This window comes from Pedobacter boryungensis, from assembly GCF_013204825.1.
Classification (GTDB): Bacteria; Bacteroidota; Bacteroidia; order Sphingobacteriales; family Sphingobacteriaceae; genus Pedobacter; species Pedobacter boryungensis.
The window spans coordinates 1,275,582-1,293,892 of the sequence record NZ_JABMKV010000001.1 but is presented as its reverse complement, the minus strand read 5'-3'; the positions used below and the strand labels follow the sequence as shown (position 1 = coordinate 1,293,892).

Here is an 18,311-nt window from a genome sequence, read left to right as displayed (position 1 = left end):
GAAAATTCCTTAAAAATCTTAAGTTTAGTATTTTTAATATTATATTGTAAAATGCGCTCTAAACTTTTGATAGGTAATACTTTGACCAACAATCTTTGGCTTATTATTATTTTATTTTTATTGATAGGATTTTCTCCAAAAGCAATTGCTCAAAATACATCTAACAAAGGAAAAGATTTTTATGTTGCTTACAGTGGGCATATAGACAGCCTACAATCTAGATTAACATTATTTTTATCAGCAGATCAGGTTACTAATTATCAAATTTATATTGGGAATACACTCATAAAAAGCAGTAGTGTTGCTCCAAATTCCCCAATTCCCGCTAATACCTGCCTTCCTGTTACTATTGATCCTAATCTAAATACAGTATATATCAGTAGTTCTGATGTTATCGAACCTAATATGGCTATCCATGTTGTAACCGATAAACCCATTTCTTTATATAGTGTAATATCCAATAATGCTCGTACTGGTGGTACCCTTGTTTTGCCAACAAATACATTAGGTAAAGAGTATTATACATTTAGCCATCTTAGTCGTGCTTCTAAGGGAGCTTATGCTCAGTTTACAATTATTGCAACTGAAGATGCAACAGAGATAGAAATTACACCCACATTAAGTGATAAGGATAATATCCATCCTGCAAACGTTACATTTAAAAAGATATTAAATAAAGGAGATATTTATCAATACCAAGCAGTAGCAGATTTAACAGGGAAAGATTTGTCTGGTAGTCACATTAAAGCGTCCAATGGCTGTAAACCCATTGCAGTTTTTTCTGGTAACTCATGGGCTGCATTTTGTGAGATAGGGAGTTCAATAAATGCGAGTAGTGGGGATAATTTATATCAACAACTTTTCCCTGTAAGTGCATGGGGTAAAAAATTTGTAACTGCGCCATTTTATAATAGTACACATGGCAATACAGATATTTTGAAAATTATTGTTGCACAGGATGCTACCTCTATTACAATAAATGGCACAACTAGTGTCTTTGGAAAAGGAGTAACCTATTTTAACGCTAGTAGTGGTGGTAATGTAATCTTAGCAGATAAACCCATTTCAGTAGCACAATTTCAAACTACTCAAGGTTGTAACTTAAACAATCCTGGTAATAACAATATACAATACCCCGGAGATCCAGAAATCACAGTTTTAAACCCGATAGAACAAACTTTAAATAATATTACGGTTTTTTCAGACTTGAGAGCTGTGGTTGGAAACTTAACAAATATAGATCGGTACTATTTAAATGTAATCATCAAAACTGCCGATGCACCTTCTTTCAGGTTAGATGGTAATCAAGTAGCTGGGTTTACTGCAATAGATTCTGAATATAGTTATGTAATTATAAATGTAACTGGTACTCAACCACAGCATAGACTTACCGCTGCTAGTGGTTTTTCTGCCATTGCATATGGATATGGCTCTGTAGAGTCGTATGCATATTTGGCTGGTGCAAATATCCAAAACTTTACTTTTCAACCTGTCAACTCTGCTACAAATCAACCCATTACTATAGGTTGTATAGGCGAAGTAATGAGCCTAAAAATTAATTTACCTTATCAGCCCACTCAATTAGTATGGGATGTAGAAAATGGCGATGGGTTAATTACTCAAAGTAATCCAGTTGCTCAAGGTTCTTTCAAAAAAGATGGTATAGATTATTTCACTTATGTTTATCCTAATCGTATCATATATCCTACTCCAAAAGATTATACATTTAGGGTAACTGCAACAAAACCCTCAGCAGATGCATGTGGAGCCACCGAAGAATTAAGTGTTGGTTTTACTGTTGATCCACTGCCTACCGCTTCATTTACAGCTGTCGCAGAAAAATGTGCTAATCAAGAAGTTACTTTTACAGATACCAGTAATCCAAATGTTAATGGAAAAGTTATCACCAAATGGCACTGGGATTTTGGAGATCCAGCATCTGGAGCATTAAATACATCAATCATACAAAACCCAAAGCATGCTTTTATAGCTCCAGGCACTTATACCATTAAGCTCTTTGTTGATGCAGAGAATGGGTGCGAATCGGATGTGTTTACACAAAGTATAACAATATACCCGGCTCCTAACACAAAATTTGTAGTGCCTACTACCTGTATGAATACAAGCTTCATATTTACAGATCAATCTACTATTAGTACATCAATTTTTACAGATGCCAAAATCGTAAATTGGCATTGGGATTTTGGTGATGGAGTGAGCGAAGATAGACCAGATTCATCAAGCCCTAATCATCAATATATAAAAGCTGGAACCTATACAGTTAACTTAACTACAACTTCTAATAAAGGCTGCACAAATACCTATTCTCAACAAATGATTGTTACGGGCTTACCTGTTGCAGATTTTCTTACTCCAGATTTTTGTTTAGCTGATGGCTTTGCCAATTTCATTAATAAATCAAAAGATCAAAATGGGAGTGAGGTTGGCTTAACTTATGTATGGGATTTTGGAGATCCAGCTTCTGGAGCTGCAAATAGTTCAACACAAAAAGATGGTAAACATGCTTATAATGCAATAGGCAATTACACGGTTAAGCTTAAAATTACTAATGTAAATGGTTGTACAGATGAGAAATCTTATCCATTCTCTGTAAATGGGGCTGTTGTTAAAGCTGATTTTACCATTAAAAATGAAACAAATTTATGTAGCGGTAAAGATGTAATTATAAATAGTACTTCTGCAGCTGCGTTTGGCAATATAACCAAATTAGAAATTTATTCCGACTATGTAAATAACCCTACAAGTTTTATTACTATTCCATATCCTAAACTCCCAATAAGTGATGATATAGCTTTAACCTATGCTCCGTTTGGAGGAAATACAAATAAAACCTATACCATCAAATTAGTAGCTTACTCGGGAGAAAGCTGTAACCTGCCTGTTCTTCATAATGTTACTATAAAACCTGCCCCTCAATTAACTTTTAGTGCGCTAACTCCAATTTGTGAAAACAATGGTAATATAATGATTACCCAAGCTTCTGAAAGCTCAGGAATAATTGGAACTGGTGCATATAGCGGTACTGGTATAAAGGCTGATGGTACTTTCGATCCAAAACTTGCTGGCCCAGGTATACATCACATTACCTATACCTTTACCCCTCAAAATGGTTGTACAGTTAATATTGGGCAAGATATTGAAGTTTATCCAATTCCTACTACTAATGCTGGAGCAGACTTTTATATTTTAGTAGGTGGTGAGAAAAAAATGCAAGCTAATGCATCGGGTACTGGCTTAACTTATAAATGGACACCTAGTATTGGGTTAAGTGCCGACAATATTTTAAATCCAATTGCAAAACCAGAAGTTGATACACAATATACATTAACTGTTACATCAGACCAGGGTTGTACAACCGTAGATCAGGTATATGTTCATGTGTTGCAAAATGTATATGCTCCTAATAGTTTTACACCGAACGGCGATGGAGTAAATGATGTTTGGAATGTGAAATATTTGGATACTTATCCAAACAGTACTGTTGAAATTTTTGACCGAAATGGGCAAAGAATTTTTTTTAGCAAATGTTATCCTGTACCATTTGATGGAAATTATAAAAATCAAGCACTACCTGTCGGAACTTATTACTATATTATCAACCCTAACAGTGGACGAAAAAGCATAACCGGAAGTTTAACCATTATAAGATAGTTTTGAAAAGAAGTTACTACCTCATCATTTTTATATTTGGAATAAGCTTATCATCATTTGGTCAGCAAAGGCCGCAGTATACACAGTATATTTTTAATAATTATCTACTAAATTCTGCATTAAGTGGAATTGAAAACTATACCGACTTTAAAGCTGGTTATAGAAAACAGTGGTCGGGTATTGAAGGTTCACCCCAAACTACTTTTGCCTCTGCACATTGGAGTTTAGGGAGTGATTATTTATGGAAAAACCCTTTATCTATGCCAGAAAAAGGAGATGATCCTATGAGTGATAATTATATGCAAAATTATACAGCATCACCTTCTCATCATGGTATGGGTGCTATGGTAGTTTTAGATAAAATAGGGCCAATATCTAGATTAGATGCAAATTTAACCTATGCATATCATCTTCAATTATCAGGAACTTTGAACTTGTCCGTAGGTGCTGCGGTAGGAATTACCAGAATAGGACTAAATGTAAATGAATTAGATTTGGAAGATCCCAATGACCCTGCTTTAAATAATACCGTAACTAGTCAGGTTAAACCAGATTTAGGGATGGGTGTATGGCTATATGGTGCAAGATTTTTTGCAGGAGCATCTGTGCAACAAATCTTACCTCAAAAATTGGCTTTTACAAGCGACCCAAATTACAAAAGCGGAAAGGAAGTTCCTCATACTTTTATTACTGCAGGATATAAATTTTTTATTGATGAAGGTATTTCAGCTATTCCTTCTGTGATGGTTAAATATGTAAATCCTGCACCACTGTCGGTAGACGCGAACTTAAAAATTGCCTTTAAGGATCGTTTTTGGCTTGGAGGGAGCTATCGATATAATGATTCTTACTCGGCAATGGCTGGATTAAACATTAATAAACTAATTAATCTAACCTATTCATATGATTTTACAACCTCACAATTAAACAAGGTGAGTTATGGTAGTCATGAAATTGTATTGGGTTTACAATTGAATAATGCGTATCATATACTAAGTACAATGAGAATGTGGTAAATTCTCCTCCTCAGTACTTATTATCTAGTCGAAAAAGTCCGAAAGTCCGCTTTGATATTGAGTTGTTAGTCTGATATTTTAAGTCTTGTTATTTTTTAATCATTACGTTGGTTTGGCAATTTCCGGACTTCCGGACTTCCGACTTTGAACTCTCTTTAAAGTTCTTTTCTCAATCTAGCAACCGGAATATTCATTTGCTCGCGGTATTTTGCAACGGTTCTTCTGGCAATGTTATAACCTCGTTCTTTTAAAATTTCTGTTAACTTTTCATCAGCCAAAGGTCTGCGTTTATCTTCGTTTCCAATACAATCCTCTAATATTTTCTTCACTTCTTTATTAGAAACTTCTTCGCCATTTTCAGTTTGAATAGCTTCTGAGAAGAATGATTTTAGCAAGAATGTACCAAATTCTGTTTGTACATATTTAGAATTTGCAACTCTCGAAACCGTAGAAATATCCATTCCAATTTTATCAGCAATATCTTTTAAAATCATTGGACGCATTTTACGCTCATCTGCAGTTAAAAAATATTCATACTGATAATGCATAATGGCATTCATCGTTTTAAGCAAAGTTTGTTGCCTCTGTTTAATGGCATCAATAAACCATTTAGCAGAATCAAGTTTTTGCTTCACAAACTGAACAGCTTCTTTTAATTTTTTATCCTTTTGAGCAGCTTTATCGTAATGATCAAACATATCCATATAAGAGCGGCTTACTCTTAACTCTGGTGCATTTTTAGAGTTAAGTGTCAGAATTAAAATCCCATCATTATTACTAATGTGAAAATCTGGTATAATTTGAAGCTGTTTAGTAGTAACTTGATTAGAATCGCCTGGTTTTGGATTTAAGCGCAAGATCTCAGCAACAACTTCTTTTAATTCTTCGCTATTTAATCCAACAGATTTTTCTAATTTATCGTAATGTTTACGAGTAAATTCATCTAAATGATGCTCTACAATCGTAATTGCTTTTTTAATAATTGGATTATTAGGATCCTTACGTTTTAATTGAAGAGATAGGCATTCTTGTAAATCGCGGGCAGCAATGCCTGGAGGATCAAAACTTTGAATTACCTTAAGCATTTCCAATACATCTTCTTCCTCAATCATTACATTTTGTGAGAAAGCCAAGTCATCTATCATAGAAGTAATAGGACGACGTAAATACCCATCATCATCTAAACTTCCGATAATCTGTTTGCCGATAATAAAATCTGTATCAGATAAAGGAACAAGATCTAATTGTTCTTGTAAACTTTCAAAAAAAGTACTTTCAATAGCTATTGGTGTTTCTTTTTTTTCTTCATCATCATCACCATTACTATAAGAAGTGCTATAATCGTTGGTGTTATCGTCTTGTAAATAATCTTCTACATTAAATTCATCGGTACTACTGCTTTCTTCGCTAGATTCTTGATTGAAATCATCTCTTTCATTCAAATCATCATATTCACTTATCGGCTCATCAGCAGTCATTAAGCTGGGATCCTCTAGCGCTGGATTTTCTTCTAATTCTTCTTTTATACGAGTGTCTAAAGCAACGGTAGGCACCTGCAACAATTTGATAAATTGTATCTGTTGCGGAGAGAGCTTTTGTAATAATTTTTGTTGTAGATGTTGCTTTAGCATATGTAGAAGTAGCAGTTTAATTTTCAAAAATAAGCATTTGCTTTAAAATTAAAGGCAAAAGGTAATTATTATTCTTTTTTTAAATTTTTAGGCAGTTTATCTGCTTAATTCAATATATTTATTTCTATTAAGTTAAACTAAAAACAAATATTATGGGCTTTGTAAAAGAATTTAAAGAATTTGCAATAAAGGGTAATGTAATGGACCTTGCTGTCGGTGTTATTATTGGTGGTGCCTTTGGTAAAATAATTGATAGCGTGGTGAAAGATTTAGTGATGCCAATTGTCTCTTCAATAATTGGTCAGCCTGATTTTAGCAATTTATACGTGGTATTAAAGGGGAATGTGCCTGATGGAACAACACTAGAAAAAGCGAGAGAAATTCCAGAAACTGCAATATTTGCCTACGGAAGTTTTTTAACAGTAGCTTTAAACTTCTTTTTATTAGCCTTAGTAGTTTTCTTATTAGTAAAGGGAATTAATTCTTTAAAACGTAAAGAAGAAGCGAAAGCCCCAGCAAGTCCACCCGCACCAACAAAAGAAGAATTGCTATTAACTGAAATTAGAGATTTATTAAAAAATAAATAGAACAAAAAAGCCCTCAAATCTGAGGGCTTTTTTATTAGAAAGTTCTTTTCAGCTTTGGGTCTGTGACAATGATATAATCTCCCAAATCTTTGTATTTGCTCCAGTCAGGTTGATCAAAATCTTCTGCTGAGAAAGATGAAATATTTAAGATTTTTAATTTAGGGGCATACTTTTTAAGTTGTGCTAATGTGCCTAACTTTTCATCACTATGAAAACGACCATTAACCTGAAAAATCTTTTTACTAACGTTGCTTTTAGCGTATTTAGCAATACTCCAAGCCATTGTTGCATCCCAGAAATTTTGCGTTTGATAAACTTTCATCCCGCCCATATTGTGTCCGCCTAAGGTTTCAATAAATTTATCATAATACCTTCCAGTAGCAGTATCAATAGGTAATGGAGCAATAAATTGCTTAGAACCTTGTGGTAGTTTATTTAGAATTTCTAATCCACTACGTGTAACTACATTACTATATCTAGCAGCGGCATTACCTCCAATAACATCTAAATTATTCAATTTTGCTAACTCAATCATAGGTTTATAATCCTGGTAATTATTCCAAGCTCTGGCTTCTTTAATAAAATTTTTTTCAGAAATGATACCTTTTAAATATTCATTAATTACAGGTTGTACATCAGTATGAAACATTTCCATTGTTAAAGTTGCATTGCCAGGATAAGCCATTGCAATCTTTTTAAATAAAGTTGCTTCTAAATAATGTCCAGTAGAATCATTGTGCTCTTCACCAAAAAATAAAACATTAGCATTACCCAAATCAGTTACAATATCATCAACAGTTACAATTTTTTGCTTCTTTACATCATAAATTTTATAATGTTTGCTCATGTCTTGAGCGCTTGCAAATAAGGGTAATAACAAAATAGCAATGCTGAATAATCTTTTCATAGTTTTAATTTATTGTGCGTAATATTTAGTTCCCTAAATTAACGAATAATTTTACCGAAATACATTTATTACCAGCGAAGCAATTTTTAAAATAATCACTAATTAAATCAGCCTTTGCCATTAAAATAGTATATTTAAAATCTATTCCGCATATAACTAAATCCAGTTATAATTTTTCAATTTTTCTGTATGCTTACTGCGATATTAAGGCGACCTTATAGCGACCTTACCGCGACTTATGTTTTGGTAGAGTCCTAGTCAACTTCTAGTTTGGTTTAGGTTGGCTACTTAATTTGCATTAGGTAATTTGTCAAAATTGGTGCTTTTATAGAACAAGACTACAGTCAATCTGCAAGAAGGTTATAAATACACCTACTTAAGATAGGGTGTTGATGTTTTACCGAGTAATAAATGCGCTTTACCGAGAATAAACTCATAAATAGCAGTGAACTGTTTGCTAATGTAAAAGTTCGTTTTACATTTGGACTATAATTATCACACAAATGAAACCTTGATAAAGCAAATGAGTAAAATCATGATAGCTTAATCATTTAAAGAAATAAAAATGGAAAATAATAATTTAAACGAAAATAGAGATATGAACCATTCAAGTAAAATACTTGCTGGTTTAATCATAGTAGTTATAGGGTCACTTTTATTAGTTAATAACCTTGCTTTTAGTTTACCGAACTGGTTATGGCATTGGAGCAATATTTTAATTCTAATTGGTTTACTTATCGGCATTAAACATAATTTTAGAAATGGCAGGGGCATTATACTAATTGTTGTGGGTGCTTTTTTTACCTTAAAAGAAGCATTGGATAATGTAATAGATTTTGATAGAATAGGATGGCCTGCATTAATTATTGCAATTGGTTTATTTTTAATTCTTAAACCAAAAAGTAGCTTTAAAGGCGATGGTTGTGGAAGAAGAAATAAAAGATGGAAAAAAAGATTTGGCGAGCCAGATACATTTCAGGCTTATCCGGGAGCTGAAACGGAAGCAACAGCTGTAAATGAAAAAAAAACGAATAACAACGATTACTTAGACTCAGTTAATGTATTTGGAGGAAGTCATCAGAGTATTTATTCTAAAAATTTTAAAGGGGGAGAAATAACAGCAGTATTTGGTGGTTGTGATCTCAACTTAACCCAAGCAGATTTTGAAGGCGAAATAATTATAGATGTTACAGCGATTTTTGGAGGATGCAAAATTATTATCCCACCAGGATGGATTGTAAAACCAGAAGTAACTGCAATTTTTGGTGGCATGGATGATAAACGAAGCATTCAGCCAATTGTTGAAGGACAAAGCAAGATTTTAATTGTTAGGGGCATCGCATTGTTTGGTGGAGTAGATATTAGAAACTATTAATCAATTTTAAAGCTCGTATTTTGACGACAACCCCATTATCTATAAAGCAAATAAAAATTGTCTCGGGCGCTATTCTAGTCTGTTGGATAGCACTGTGCGCACTTTTTATTTATTATGCTTTAAATTTTAATTGGCAAATTGCCCTGGCCGATAGCATTATAAGTAATGGTCTATTGGCCATTGGTTGTGTAATTGTTAGCAATATGCTAGGCTATTATCAGCCTAAAAATGAGAGAATGTTATTTCTGCTGCTTTTAACTGCTCTACTAACAGCTATCATTGTTTTTTTGGCAAAATACGGACTTAATTATTTGTTTAGTAAGGAAAAACAGTATCAAGTATTTTTAGAATTTTCTCTTCCGTTTAGAGCTATAGTTGCCTTTTTGTGTTTAACATGGTGCGCCCTAGCAAATATTTTGTGGTATAGGTTAGAAGAGCAATCTGAAACCCAAGGACGCTTATTAGCTGCTCAAAATTTAGCAAAAGAAGCAGAGCTTAATAAGTTGAGACATCAGTTGCAACCCCACTTTTTATTTAATAGTTTAAATTCAGTTTATGCATTAACCATTGTAAATCCAACAGAAGCAGGAACAATGATTACTAAACTGGCGGCTTTTTTACGTGGCACTTTAAAACGTGATGATGAAGTTTGGGTTAATGTAGCAGAAGAAATGGAATACATTCAATTGTATTTAGATATAGAAAAGGTACGTTTTAGTCATCGGTTAACAGTTGATGTACAAATTGAAGAAAATACATTGGGTTTATGCCTGCCGGGTACTTTATTACAGCCTATTGTAGAAAATGCAATAAAATTTGGACTGTATAATACTTCTGCAGCAATAACCATTACCATTAAAGTAAAATTAGCACAAAATGCCTTAGTTATTTGTGTAGCAAATCCATACGATCCAGAAATGACATCGACTAAGGGAACAGGGTTTGGGCTATCAGCAATTCGTCGTAGATTATATTTATTATTTGCCGATAGTAATTTGTTGCAAACTGAAACACAAAACAATAATTTGTATATTACTACGCTTAAAATACCTCAAAAAGATGATAAGAACGATACTAATTGATGATGAAGCCTTAGCAAGGGACGTAGTTAAACATTATTTAAATTCGTATCCTGATATAGAAGTTGTTGCCGAATGTAGCGATGGGTTTGAGGGTTTAAAGGCTATAAATCAGCATCAACCTGACTTTATTTTCTTAGACATTCAAATGCCAAAAATTAGTGGTTTTGAAATGCTGGAGTTAGTAGAAAAACATCCGGCAGTAATTTTTACCACTGCTTTTGATGAATATGCCATTAAAGCTTTTGAAGTTAATGCAGTCGATTATTTATTAAAACCCATTGAAAAAAGTCGCTTCGATCAGGCAATGCAGAAACTGCCTGCTAAACTGGCCAAGGGCGAAAGTAGTAATGAGTTACTCGAGACTGCAGCGTTATCACCAGCACAAAATAACCGTATTGTAGTTAAAAATGCTGGTGTAATTAAAATTATCCCAGTAACAGAACTTCATTATATAGAAGCAGACGATGATTATGTAAAATTGAGTACTACTGAAGGTAATTTTCATAAAAATAAAACGATGAGTTTCTTTGAGCAAACACTTGATGCAGCACAATTTATTCGCATTCATCGCTCGTACATTATTAATTTAGCCGAAGTAACCAAAATAGAACTCAAGGAAAAAGATAGTTACGTAGTACTCTTAAAATCAGGTATTTGGCTGCCTGTTAGTAAAACAGGATATGTAAAATTAAAGCTAGCACTAGGTTTATAGTTAATTTGTTCTTAAATTGAATTAAATTTAAGGAATGAAAACTAAATTAATCGCTACCGCTTTTTTTAACTTATTGCTAGCTATTTCTTTGCAGGGAAATGCTCAAGATCCTACCACAAAAATTGTAGAATCATTACAAAAGTATACTACAGAAAGACCCCAAGAAAAAGTTTACCTGCATTTCGATAAGCCCTACTATGCTGCTGGTGATACGATTTGGTTTAAAGCATATACAATTACCGCTGTAAATAATTTACCCACAAATTTAAGTAACACACTTAATGTGAATATGGTAAACGAAAAGGATTCGGTTTTGCATGCAAAAAAAATACACCTCGAATCGGGAATGGGAGTTGGAATGATGGTTTTGCCATTTGGTATTAAAAAAGGCAATTACGTGGTTTATGCAAATACTCCGTGGATGCAAAATTTTGGACTAGAATCTTACTTCAAGAAAACGATAAAAATAGAAAATCCATTTACAACCATAGCGCCAGTAGTTAAAAAAAATACGAGAAACTCAGAGCTTAGTTTCTTTCCAGAAAGCGGTAATATGATTGTCGGTATTCGTTCAAAAATAGCTTTTAAATACATAGACCAAACAGGTTTTGGTAAAGCAATCTCTGGAGATATTGTTAATAAGAATAACGAAAAAATAACCTCTTTCGAAACAAGTCATGCTGGTATGGGTATTTTTGCCATCACACCAGTTGATGGTGAAATATATAGTGCAGTTTTTAATGAAGATGGGAAATCGAGAAAGGTGGCATTACCTTTAGCAAAAAAAGCTGGTTATGTTCTTGCCGTCAATAATTTAGATACTACGAATTTATTGGTGAAAATAGCAATATCTCCAGAACTCGTAAGTGAAAAAGATGTTGTAATTGTGGCCCAAAATAATGGTGTTGTTAAATATGGCGCTAAAATTAAATCGGCCGCTGCTATTACTACTATTATTCCAAAAAAAGATTTCCCTACGGGTATAGCACAGTTAACATTGTTCGATGTAAACAATTTGCCTGTTGCAGAACGACTTGTTTTTATCAATCATAATGATGATTTAAAAATGTCATTATCAACAGATAAGTCCAGTTATAATAAAAAAGATAAAGTAGCATTAACATTAGATTTAACCCATGAAAAACAAGTTGGGTTAGGTAGTTATTCTATAGCTGTAACTGATGAAAGTAAAGTGAAATCTTCAGAAGATGAAGAAAATGGTATTTTTTCAAATTTATTGCTAACATCAGATTTAAGGGGATATATTGAAAACCCAGGCTATTATTTTAATAAGTCAAATGTTGATGCCAGCAAACATTTAGATTATTTATTGCTTACAAATGGATGGCGAAGATTTAAATGGGATCAAGTACTTAATAATACTGCACCGCCTCTAAATTATAAAGTAGAAAAAGGGATAACAATTTCTGGTATTGTAACTACAATGGGCGGTAAACCAATTCCTGATGCAAAAATAAGACTACTTTCTAGTAAAGGAACTATTTTCACTACAGATACGGTAGCTGGTAAAGATGGTAAATTTACGTTTGACGAAATAAGCTTTATGGATAGTGTATCGTTTATCATTCAAGCTAAAAACAAAGATAAAAGTAATATTAAACTTACGTTAGATCAACCCTTAACACCGGTGTATAAAGCTTTTTCAGATACTTGGGATGTTGCTGCAACAGATATGACTAGTTATACTGAGAATATCAAAAAGCAATATGCAGCCGATTATACAGCTTTTAAAAATAATTCAGCTATACTTTTAAAAGCAGTTGAAATTAAAGGGCAAGCTAAAAAGGATGCTTTTCTAGCTAGATCATCAAATATGAATGGAGCTGGTAATGCTGATAAAGTAATTACCGGAGACGAACTCGCTAATGCTATAGATTTATTTGACTATCTAGATAAATGGGGTGGAGGGATGTCTAAAATTAATGGTCAAATGATTTTATCTAGAAATAGAAATACAAATGTACCTGGAGGAGATGGAGACGCCGTTGTTCAATTTTATTTAGATGGATCGCCAGTTAGTCAGGAATTTATAGAGGCCATGCCTGTAGAGGACATTGCTTTGGTAGAGGTATTGAAAAATGCAGCATTCACTACTGTTTATGGTAGTGGGGGTGCTGGTGGAATAATTTTAGTTTCTACCAAAACAGGAAGTTCTTATAAGCATAGTATTTCGCCAGGTATTATTGGTTTTAAAGCTCAAGGTTTTGATGCTTATAAAGATTTTTATTCTCCAAAATACACACCAAATAACATTGCAAAAGAAGATTTACGTTCAACTATCTATTGGAATCCTAATGTGATTATAGGTAAAGAGAACAAAAAAACGTTAGATTATTTTAATGCTGATGGAATTGGTACCTATAAGGTAGTAGTTGAAGGCATTAACGCAGATGGAAAAGTGGGTAGAGCTATTTATAAATACACTGTTAAGTAAATTTATTTAAACCAACAGCAAATTAACCTTAATAAGGTTCTATTTAAAGGTTAGCAGGTAAATGAGAGGTTAAAGCAAAAGAATTACTATCTTTAATTTCTATTAAAAATAAAAAACTAAACACTCTTGCATTTATAGAAAAATCGCATTATATTTGCACCTCTTATTTAAAAACTCTAGTTAAGATATTATACAGTTATGAAAAGAACATTCCAACCTTCGCAAAGAAAGAGAAGAAACAAACATGGCTTCCGCGAAAGAATGGCTACAGCAAACGGTAGAAGAGTATTAGCTTCTCGCCGTGCAAAAGGAAGAAAAAGATTATCAGTTTCTGACGAGCGTCGTCATAAAGCATAATTTTTGATTGCCACCTTATTTAGGTGTTAGCAGTCTATCTGCAAAATTGCAATCAAAAACATGAACAAATTTAACAAAGAAGAACGGTTATGTAGTAAAAAGTCATTAGACTTACTATTTAAAAACGGTTCTTCTTTTTTATTATATCCATTTCGCATTACTTTTCTTTTTGTTGAAGAACCACATAAATATCCTGCACAAGTAGTAATTAATGTGGCTAAAAAGAGATATAAACATGCGGTAGATCGTAATCTGATTAAACGCAGAACTAGAGAAGCTTATCGCTTACATAAAGAACCACACTTATATACAGCATTAGCAAATAGTAATAATTTATTGCTGTTATCTTTACAGTTTGTAGGTAAAGAAAAGTATGAATTTGCTTTTTTTGAGAAAAAGTTAATTGCTTCCTTTAAAAAGTTAATTACTCAAATTGGGAATCATGAAAATAATTAAGCTTTTATTTTCATGGTTATTTTTGGGTATTATTAAACTATACCAATTATTACTTTCCCCTTTATTAGGTGCAAGTTGTAGGTTTACTCCCACGTGTTCACAATATGGAGTAGAAGCTATTAAAAAACATGGACCATTTTATGGTGGTTGGCTCACGTTAAAAAGAATTGCGAGCTGCCATCCGTGGGGTAAACATGGCCATGATCCGGTGCCTTAAAAAGTTAAAAGTTTAAAGTCAAAAGTGGATTTAACTTTTAACTTTGCACTCACAATTTTAACTATTTATGCCAACCATCTTACAAATTGAAACCGCTACCCAAGTTTGCTCTGTTGCTTTAGCTGTAGATGGAGAAACTATTGCATTAAAAGAAGAAAAAGCTCAAAATATTCATGCGTCTAGTTTAACCTTATTTATTGATGAGGTAATGAATATAGCTAAGTTAAAGTATGCAGATTTAGATGCCATAGCAGTTAGTAAAGGGCCAGGTTCATACACAGGCTTACGTATTGGCGTATCAACAGCAAAAGGATTATGTTTTGCCTTAGATAAGCCGTTAATTGGTGTTAATACTTTACAAATGATGGCGAATGGATATTTAAGTCAGCATCCTAATTATGGAGGATTAGTTTGTCCGATGATTGATGCTCGTAGAATGGAAGTTTTTACAGCCGTTTACACTAATAAATTGCATGAAGTGGTTTCAGTTAATGCCAAAATTATTGATGATAAAAGTTTTGTATTAGAATTAGATAATAATTACATAACATTTATCGGTGACGGTGCTGCAAAATGTGAAACTATGTTAGATAGTCAGAATGCACATTTTTCTACAGTAAATTTTAATTCTGCAGCTAATATGAGCAATTTAGCATATAGTGCTTTCCAAAATGAAAACTTTGAAGATGTAGCTTATTTTGAACCGTTTTATTTGAAAGATTTTGTGTTTACTACATCTAAAAATAAAAGTTAAGTCAACTCCTTCTCTTAAATGCTTTAACTCTTTTTAAAGAAATTGAATAAGCTTCTGAAAACTCCTCTATAAACTTTCTCTCCGTTTACACCAGGCATTGTACTTAAATTTTGAGGATGATTTACCGTACGTCCAAACTTAATACCTAAGCCCATATAAAATGAGCCGCCATTGTAACCAGAACCAACTGTAGCGTCGCTTTTATTTATGCCTTTAGCTAATGAAATAGTTTTTCCAATATTATCAGTACCTAAAAAGAATTCGAAATTTGGTGTTTGATACATACCCTGTAAGCCAACCATTATAAAATCATTTAAATTATAAACTGGTATTACACTTGCAGATAATGCACTACTTTTAAAAGTATTAACTAAGGCAATATCTCCTCCAGGATGGAATAAGTTTTTAGATATAATGAAACTAGGCTTGTAAAAATTAAAGGTCTTAGAGATTAGAAAATCTGCTTTTGCATTGGTTGGGGTAATAAATCCATTTTTTACAACAACATCTTTAGCTATTGCGGTAATTTCTTCATTTATAGCACTGCTACTTTTTGTAGAAACGTCATATATACTCTTCAGTGTATTAAATTTAGCGATATAGGAACTATTGCTCCATTTAATCAGTCCTAAATCCTTAATATTTCCCATCAGAAAATAACCAGATTTAGAGGTATAAGTTGTTCCTAAACTAATAGATGCCCCAGGGTTTTTAAAAGTAGGGAAAAATGTTCTTTTTGATATTTCATCATTATAAAGAAAGCTCCCTTTGTAGGTTCCATTTACACCAATATCCAATCTGTCATTTGCATCAGCGTAAAAGTAGGAGTTATCAATTTTTAAGGAGTTGTAAGCAATACCACTTAATAAACTTAGTTTAATACCAAATGCAAGTCGTTTATTATAATTCTCTCTAATACTTAAACTAAATTGATGATAAGATTGCTGATAACCATTATCATTAAATACATCTGTATAAGGACCTTGATCAAAGCGTTTGTAACTGTCAAAAATGGCTAATGTTTCATTAGTATATTTGACACGGGAGTCGGAGCGTACTTGCCAAGAAAGACCTACTTCCTGATTATATTTATATGAACTAAAAATTCTAAAGGTTAAAACATACACATTTGTATTTTGATAAAAAGTATTAGGACTTCCAGTTCCTAAGGGTAGATTTCGAGTGCTATAGATGTTTTCATTAATTGATTTTCGTATTACTTCTGAAGCTTTACCTCCATTTGCAGCATTAATACCTAAATTTGGTAGAAAAAAGTTAGAAGCAAATTTACTAGAGCTATCTAATGTGAATGATTTTGCAGCTGGATTTTCAAAAGCATCAAACTGTGTTTTGGTATTAAATAATCCGTATTGTTGAGCTTTTAAAATACTGGCAACAAATAAAAAACCGACTAATAAAATGTATTTTTTCTTCATCAAACTACGGGTTTGTTTGTAAGCTATCAGTTTCAATTGGTTTTTCGGTTTTTTTATGCAGTAGTAAATTACTTAAAAATTTACCATTATCCCCAGACAATTGATAACAAAATGCATCAAATTCTTTAAAGCCATTTTTTGATTGATATTGTTTGTAAAAAGGCGATTTTAAATTACGACCAAAAATATCATTCGAGTTTGGATTGTTTACATAAAAAGAAATGGTTGCAGATGAAGACAATTGATCTCTAAAATCTGTATAATTCTCATCATGAATTAACAGTTCATCATTTCTATAACGACTTAAAAATACTTGTAAACTGCTTGCATTATTTGCCATTACCATATAATTATCAATAATGGTATAAAAAGGTCGTTCAAATTTTTTGAACGGTTCTCCAAAAAAGGAATAAGCAATATTAGCTTCTTTAAATATTTTAATATCAGGTGCATAATCTGCACTTAAATCTAATAAGAGTTGGCTTACTTTTTCTCCATTAACTAAAGCAACTGCACCAAACTTTTCACCACTGCTCAATTGAAAAGTAACAAATTGATTTTTAAAAAACTTTGGGAAGATCTGGTTTAAATCCAATCGGTATTTTTGATTGATTGAATTTATATTCTTATTTACATTTTCGCTATTTTTCTGCTTTTCAAACCACGCAGTTAAATTCCCAAACCAATTTTTATAATCATTGATTGTATAAATGGTATAGTTTGCGGTTTTTTGAGGAAGTATATTATCAATTATTATTTTTTGCTCGGGTACTGTGGTGAATAATTTATAATAACTGTTTAAGTCGTTTACATCTGTATTTCCATTAAATAATAAGTTTTCTTTGCTGAAATTATAGCTCAAGGCCGCAAAACTATTCTGTTTATTGAAAATATTTAGCTCTCCGTTTATATTACTGTTTAAAATACTTTTAAGGAGGGAAGGAGTTTTATTAAAATTGATATAAAGATTAGCTAGTGTATTTTTGTTAAAACGACTATTAGATTTAATATAATTTGCAAAATTTGGATCGGTCAAGCTTTGTCCTTTTAAGATATTTTTAACAACTTTTGGTGCATTGGAAATTACTACTAATAAATCTTTTATCCCTACAAAACAACTAGTGCTATCAGTAAATGTAAGTTGATAGATTTCTCCGATCTTATTGACTTTTATTTTTGAAGAATTTAAACGACTTACTAATTTTTGTGGTTCATTTCCCGATTTAAGTTGAGCGCTAATTAAATAATCAACTTTATCACTTTCACCCCCTAAAACTCCTATATATACTTTCTGACCATCAATTGCAGTATTAATTTCATGTTGGCTTAGTAGATTTTCTTTTAAAGATTTAAAAGTTTTTACTTTGCTCTCTCCTAAAAGATGTTGAAATAATTCTTGTCCACTTAAAATTTCATAGAAGCTTTTATCATTTTCAAAACTTAAAACAATACTTGAGTTCGAAGCCACTGCATTTAAAGACAAGTCGTTAGCATTTGTCTCTGTATTTAGGTTAGAAAAATAGAGATATGCCATTGCAATCATCCCTAACAGTAAAACTCCGAGCGTTATGTATATCCTTTTCATGATTGTGTAATACAAATTTAATTTAATTTTAGGATTACAGAGATTATAAGGGCATTTTGTTAATTTAGC

At 32.5% G+C, this 18,311-nt stretch carries 15 protein-coding genes; 11 read left to right on the top strand and 4 right to left on the bottom strand.

Translation table 11 applies throughout. The features are described from left to right. The first annotated feature begins 51 nt into the window (after nucleotides 1-51). Together HQN85_RS05615 and HQN85_RS05610 are read left to right on the top strand one after the other, a co-directional pair. Nucleotides 52-3,672 carry a PKD domain-containing protein gene (locus HQN85_RS05615; RefSeq protein WP_173269751.1) on the top strand — a complete coding sequence of 1,207 codons (3,621 nt, stop codon included), beginning with the start codon at nucleotides 52-54 and terminating at the stop codon, nucleotides 3,670-3,672. A 2-nt stretch (nucleotides 3,673-3,674) separates the two neighbouring features. Further along, entirely contained in the window at nucleotides 3,675-4,688 is a 1,014-nt protein-coding gene (locus HQN85_RS05610) for a PorP/SprF family type IX secretion system membrane protein (protein WP_173269748.1), read from the top strand. A 155-nt stretch (nucleotides 4,689-4,843) separates the two neighbouring features. On the opposite strand, the gene rpoN is transcribed toward HQN85_RS05610, so the two are convergent. Next, entirely contained in the window at nucleotides 4,844-6,319 is a 1,476-nt protein-coding gene (gene rpoN / locus HQN85_RS05605) for an RNA polymerase factor sigma-54 (RefSeq protein ID WP_173269745.1), read from the bottom strand. A 152-nt stretch (nucleotides 6,320-6,471) separates the two neighbouring features. On the opposite strand from rpoN, the gene mscL reads away from it, so the two are divergent. Continuing rightward, entirely contained in the window at nucleotides 6,472-6,906 is a 435-nt protein-coding gene (gene mscL / locus HQN85_RS05600; RefSeq protein WP_173269742.1) for a large conductance mechanosensitive channel protein MscL, read from the top strand. A 34-nt stretch (nucleotides 6,907-6,940) separates the two neighbouring features. Here the strand turns inward: mscL and HQN85_RS05595 are convergent, their stop codons facing one another. Then, complete coding sequence (locus tag HQN85_RS05595) at nucleotides 6,941-7,813, bottom strand: ChaN family lipoprotein (RefSeq protein ID WP_173269739.1); 873 nt, start codon at nucleotides 7,811-7,813, stop codon at nucleotides 6,941-6,943. A gap of 565 nt (nucleotides 7,814-8,378) precedes the next feature. Here HQN85_RS05595 and HQN85_RS05590 point away from each other — a divergent pair. The 8 genes from HQN85_RS05590 to tsaB all read left to right on the top strand — a co-directional run bounded on the left by HQN85_RS05590 (nucleotide 8,379) and on the right by tsaB (nucleotide 15,221). Then, nucleotides 8,379-9,188 carry a LiaF transmembrane domain-containing protein gene (locus HQN85_RS05590; protein ID WP_173269737.1) on the top strand — a complete coding sequence of 270 codons (810 nt, stop codon included), beginning with the start codon at nucleotides 8,379-8,381 and terminating at the stop codon, nucleotides 9,186-9,188. Between the two features lie 236 nt (nucleotides 9,189-9,424). Continuing rightward, nucleotides 9,425-10,270: a sensor histidine kinase gene (locus HQN85_RS05585; RefSeq protein WP_246249618.1), complete on the top strand. Its 846-nt coding sequence runs from the start codon at nucleotides 9,425-9,427 to the stop codon at nucleotides 10,268-10,270. Next, nucleotides 10,248-10,982 (top strand): LytR/AlgR family response regulator transcription factor, encoded by a 735-nt coding sequence (locus tag HQN85_RS05580; RefSeq protein WP_173269731.1) that lies wholly within the window; start codon nucleotides 10,248-10,250, stop codon nucleotides 10,980-10,982. The genes HQN85_RS05585 and HQN85_RS05580 overlap by 23 nt, the downstream gene beginning before the upstream one ends. A gap of 34 nt (nucleotides 10,983-11,016) precedes the next feature. Further along, on the top strand, nucleotides 11,017-13,437 hold the full coding sequence (locus HQN85_RS05575) for a TonB-dependent receptor plug domain-containing protein (RefSeq protein ID WP_173269728.1): 2,421 nt from the start codon (nucleotides 11,017-11,019) through the stop codon (nucleotides 13,435-13,437). A 198-nt stretch (nucleotides 13,438-13,635) separates the two neighbouring features. Further along, nucleotides 13,636-13,794 carry a 50S ribosomal protein L34 gene (rpmH, locus tag HQN85_RS05570; protein ID WP_055133745.1) on the top strand — a complete coding sequence of 53 codons (159 nt, stop codon included), beginning with the start codon at nucleotides 13,636-13,638 and terminating at the stop codon, nucleotides 13,792-13,794. Nucleotides 13,795-13,854: 60 nt separating this feature from the next. Then, nucleotides 13,855-14,250 carry a ribonuclease P protein component gene (rnpA, locus tag HQN85_RS05565; RefSeq protein ID WP_173269725.1) on the top strand — a complete coding sequence of 132 codons (396 nt, stop codon included), beginning with the start codon at nucleotides 13,855-13,857 and terminating at the stop codon, nucleotides 14,248-14,250. Beyond that, nucleotides 14,237-14,467 (top strand): membrane protein insertion efficiency factor YidD, encoded by a 231-nt coding sequence (gene yidD, locus HQN85_RS05560; RefSeq protein ID WP_131554126.1) that lies wholly within the window; start codon nucleotides 14,237-14,239, stop codon nucleotides 14,465-14,467. The genes rnpA and yidD overlap by 14 nt, the downstream gene beginning before the upstream one ends. 67 nt (nucleotides 14,468-14,534) lie before the next feature. After that, nucleotides 14,535-15,221: a tRNA (adenosine(37)-N6)-threonylcarbamoyltransferase complex dimerization subunit type 1 TsaB gene (gene tsaB, locus HQN85_RS05555; protein ID WP_173269722.1), complete on the top strand. Its 687-nt coding sequence runs from the start codon at nucleotides 14,535-14,537 to the stop codon at nucleotides 15,219-15,221. Between the two features lie 23 nt (nucleotides 15,222-15,244). Here tsaB and HQN85_RS05550 read toward each other — a convergent pair whose 3' ends face one another. Both HQN85_RS05550 and HQN85_RS05545 read right to left on the bottom strand, forming a co-directional pair. Next, the gene (locus tag HQN85_RS05550) at nucleotides 15,245-16,657 is read right to left on the bottom strand and encodes a DUF5723 family protein (RefSeq protein ID WP_173269719.1); all 1,413 of its coding nucleotides are present in this window, start codon (nucleotides 16,655-16,657) and stop codon (nucleotides 15,245-15,247) included. A gap of 4 nt (nucleotides 16,658-16,661) precedes the next feature. Further along, the gene (locus HQN85_RS05545; protein ID WP_173269716.1) at nucleotides 16,662-18,242 is read right to left on the bottom strand and encodes a hypothetical protein; all 1,581 of its coding nucleotides are present in this window, start codon (nucleotides 18,240-18,242) and stop codon (nucleotides 16,662-16,664) included. Between the last annotated feature and the right edge of the window lie 69 nt (nucleotides 18,243-18,311).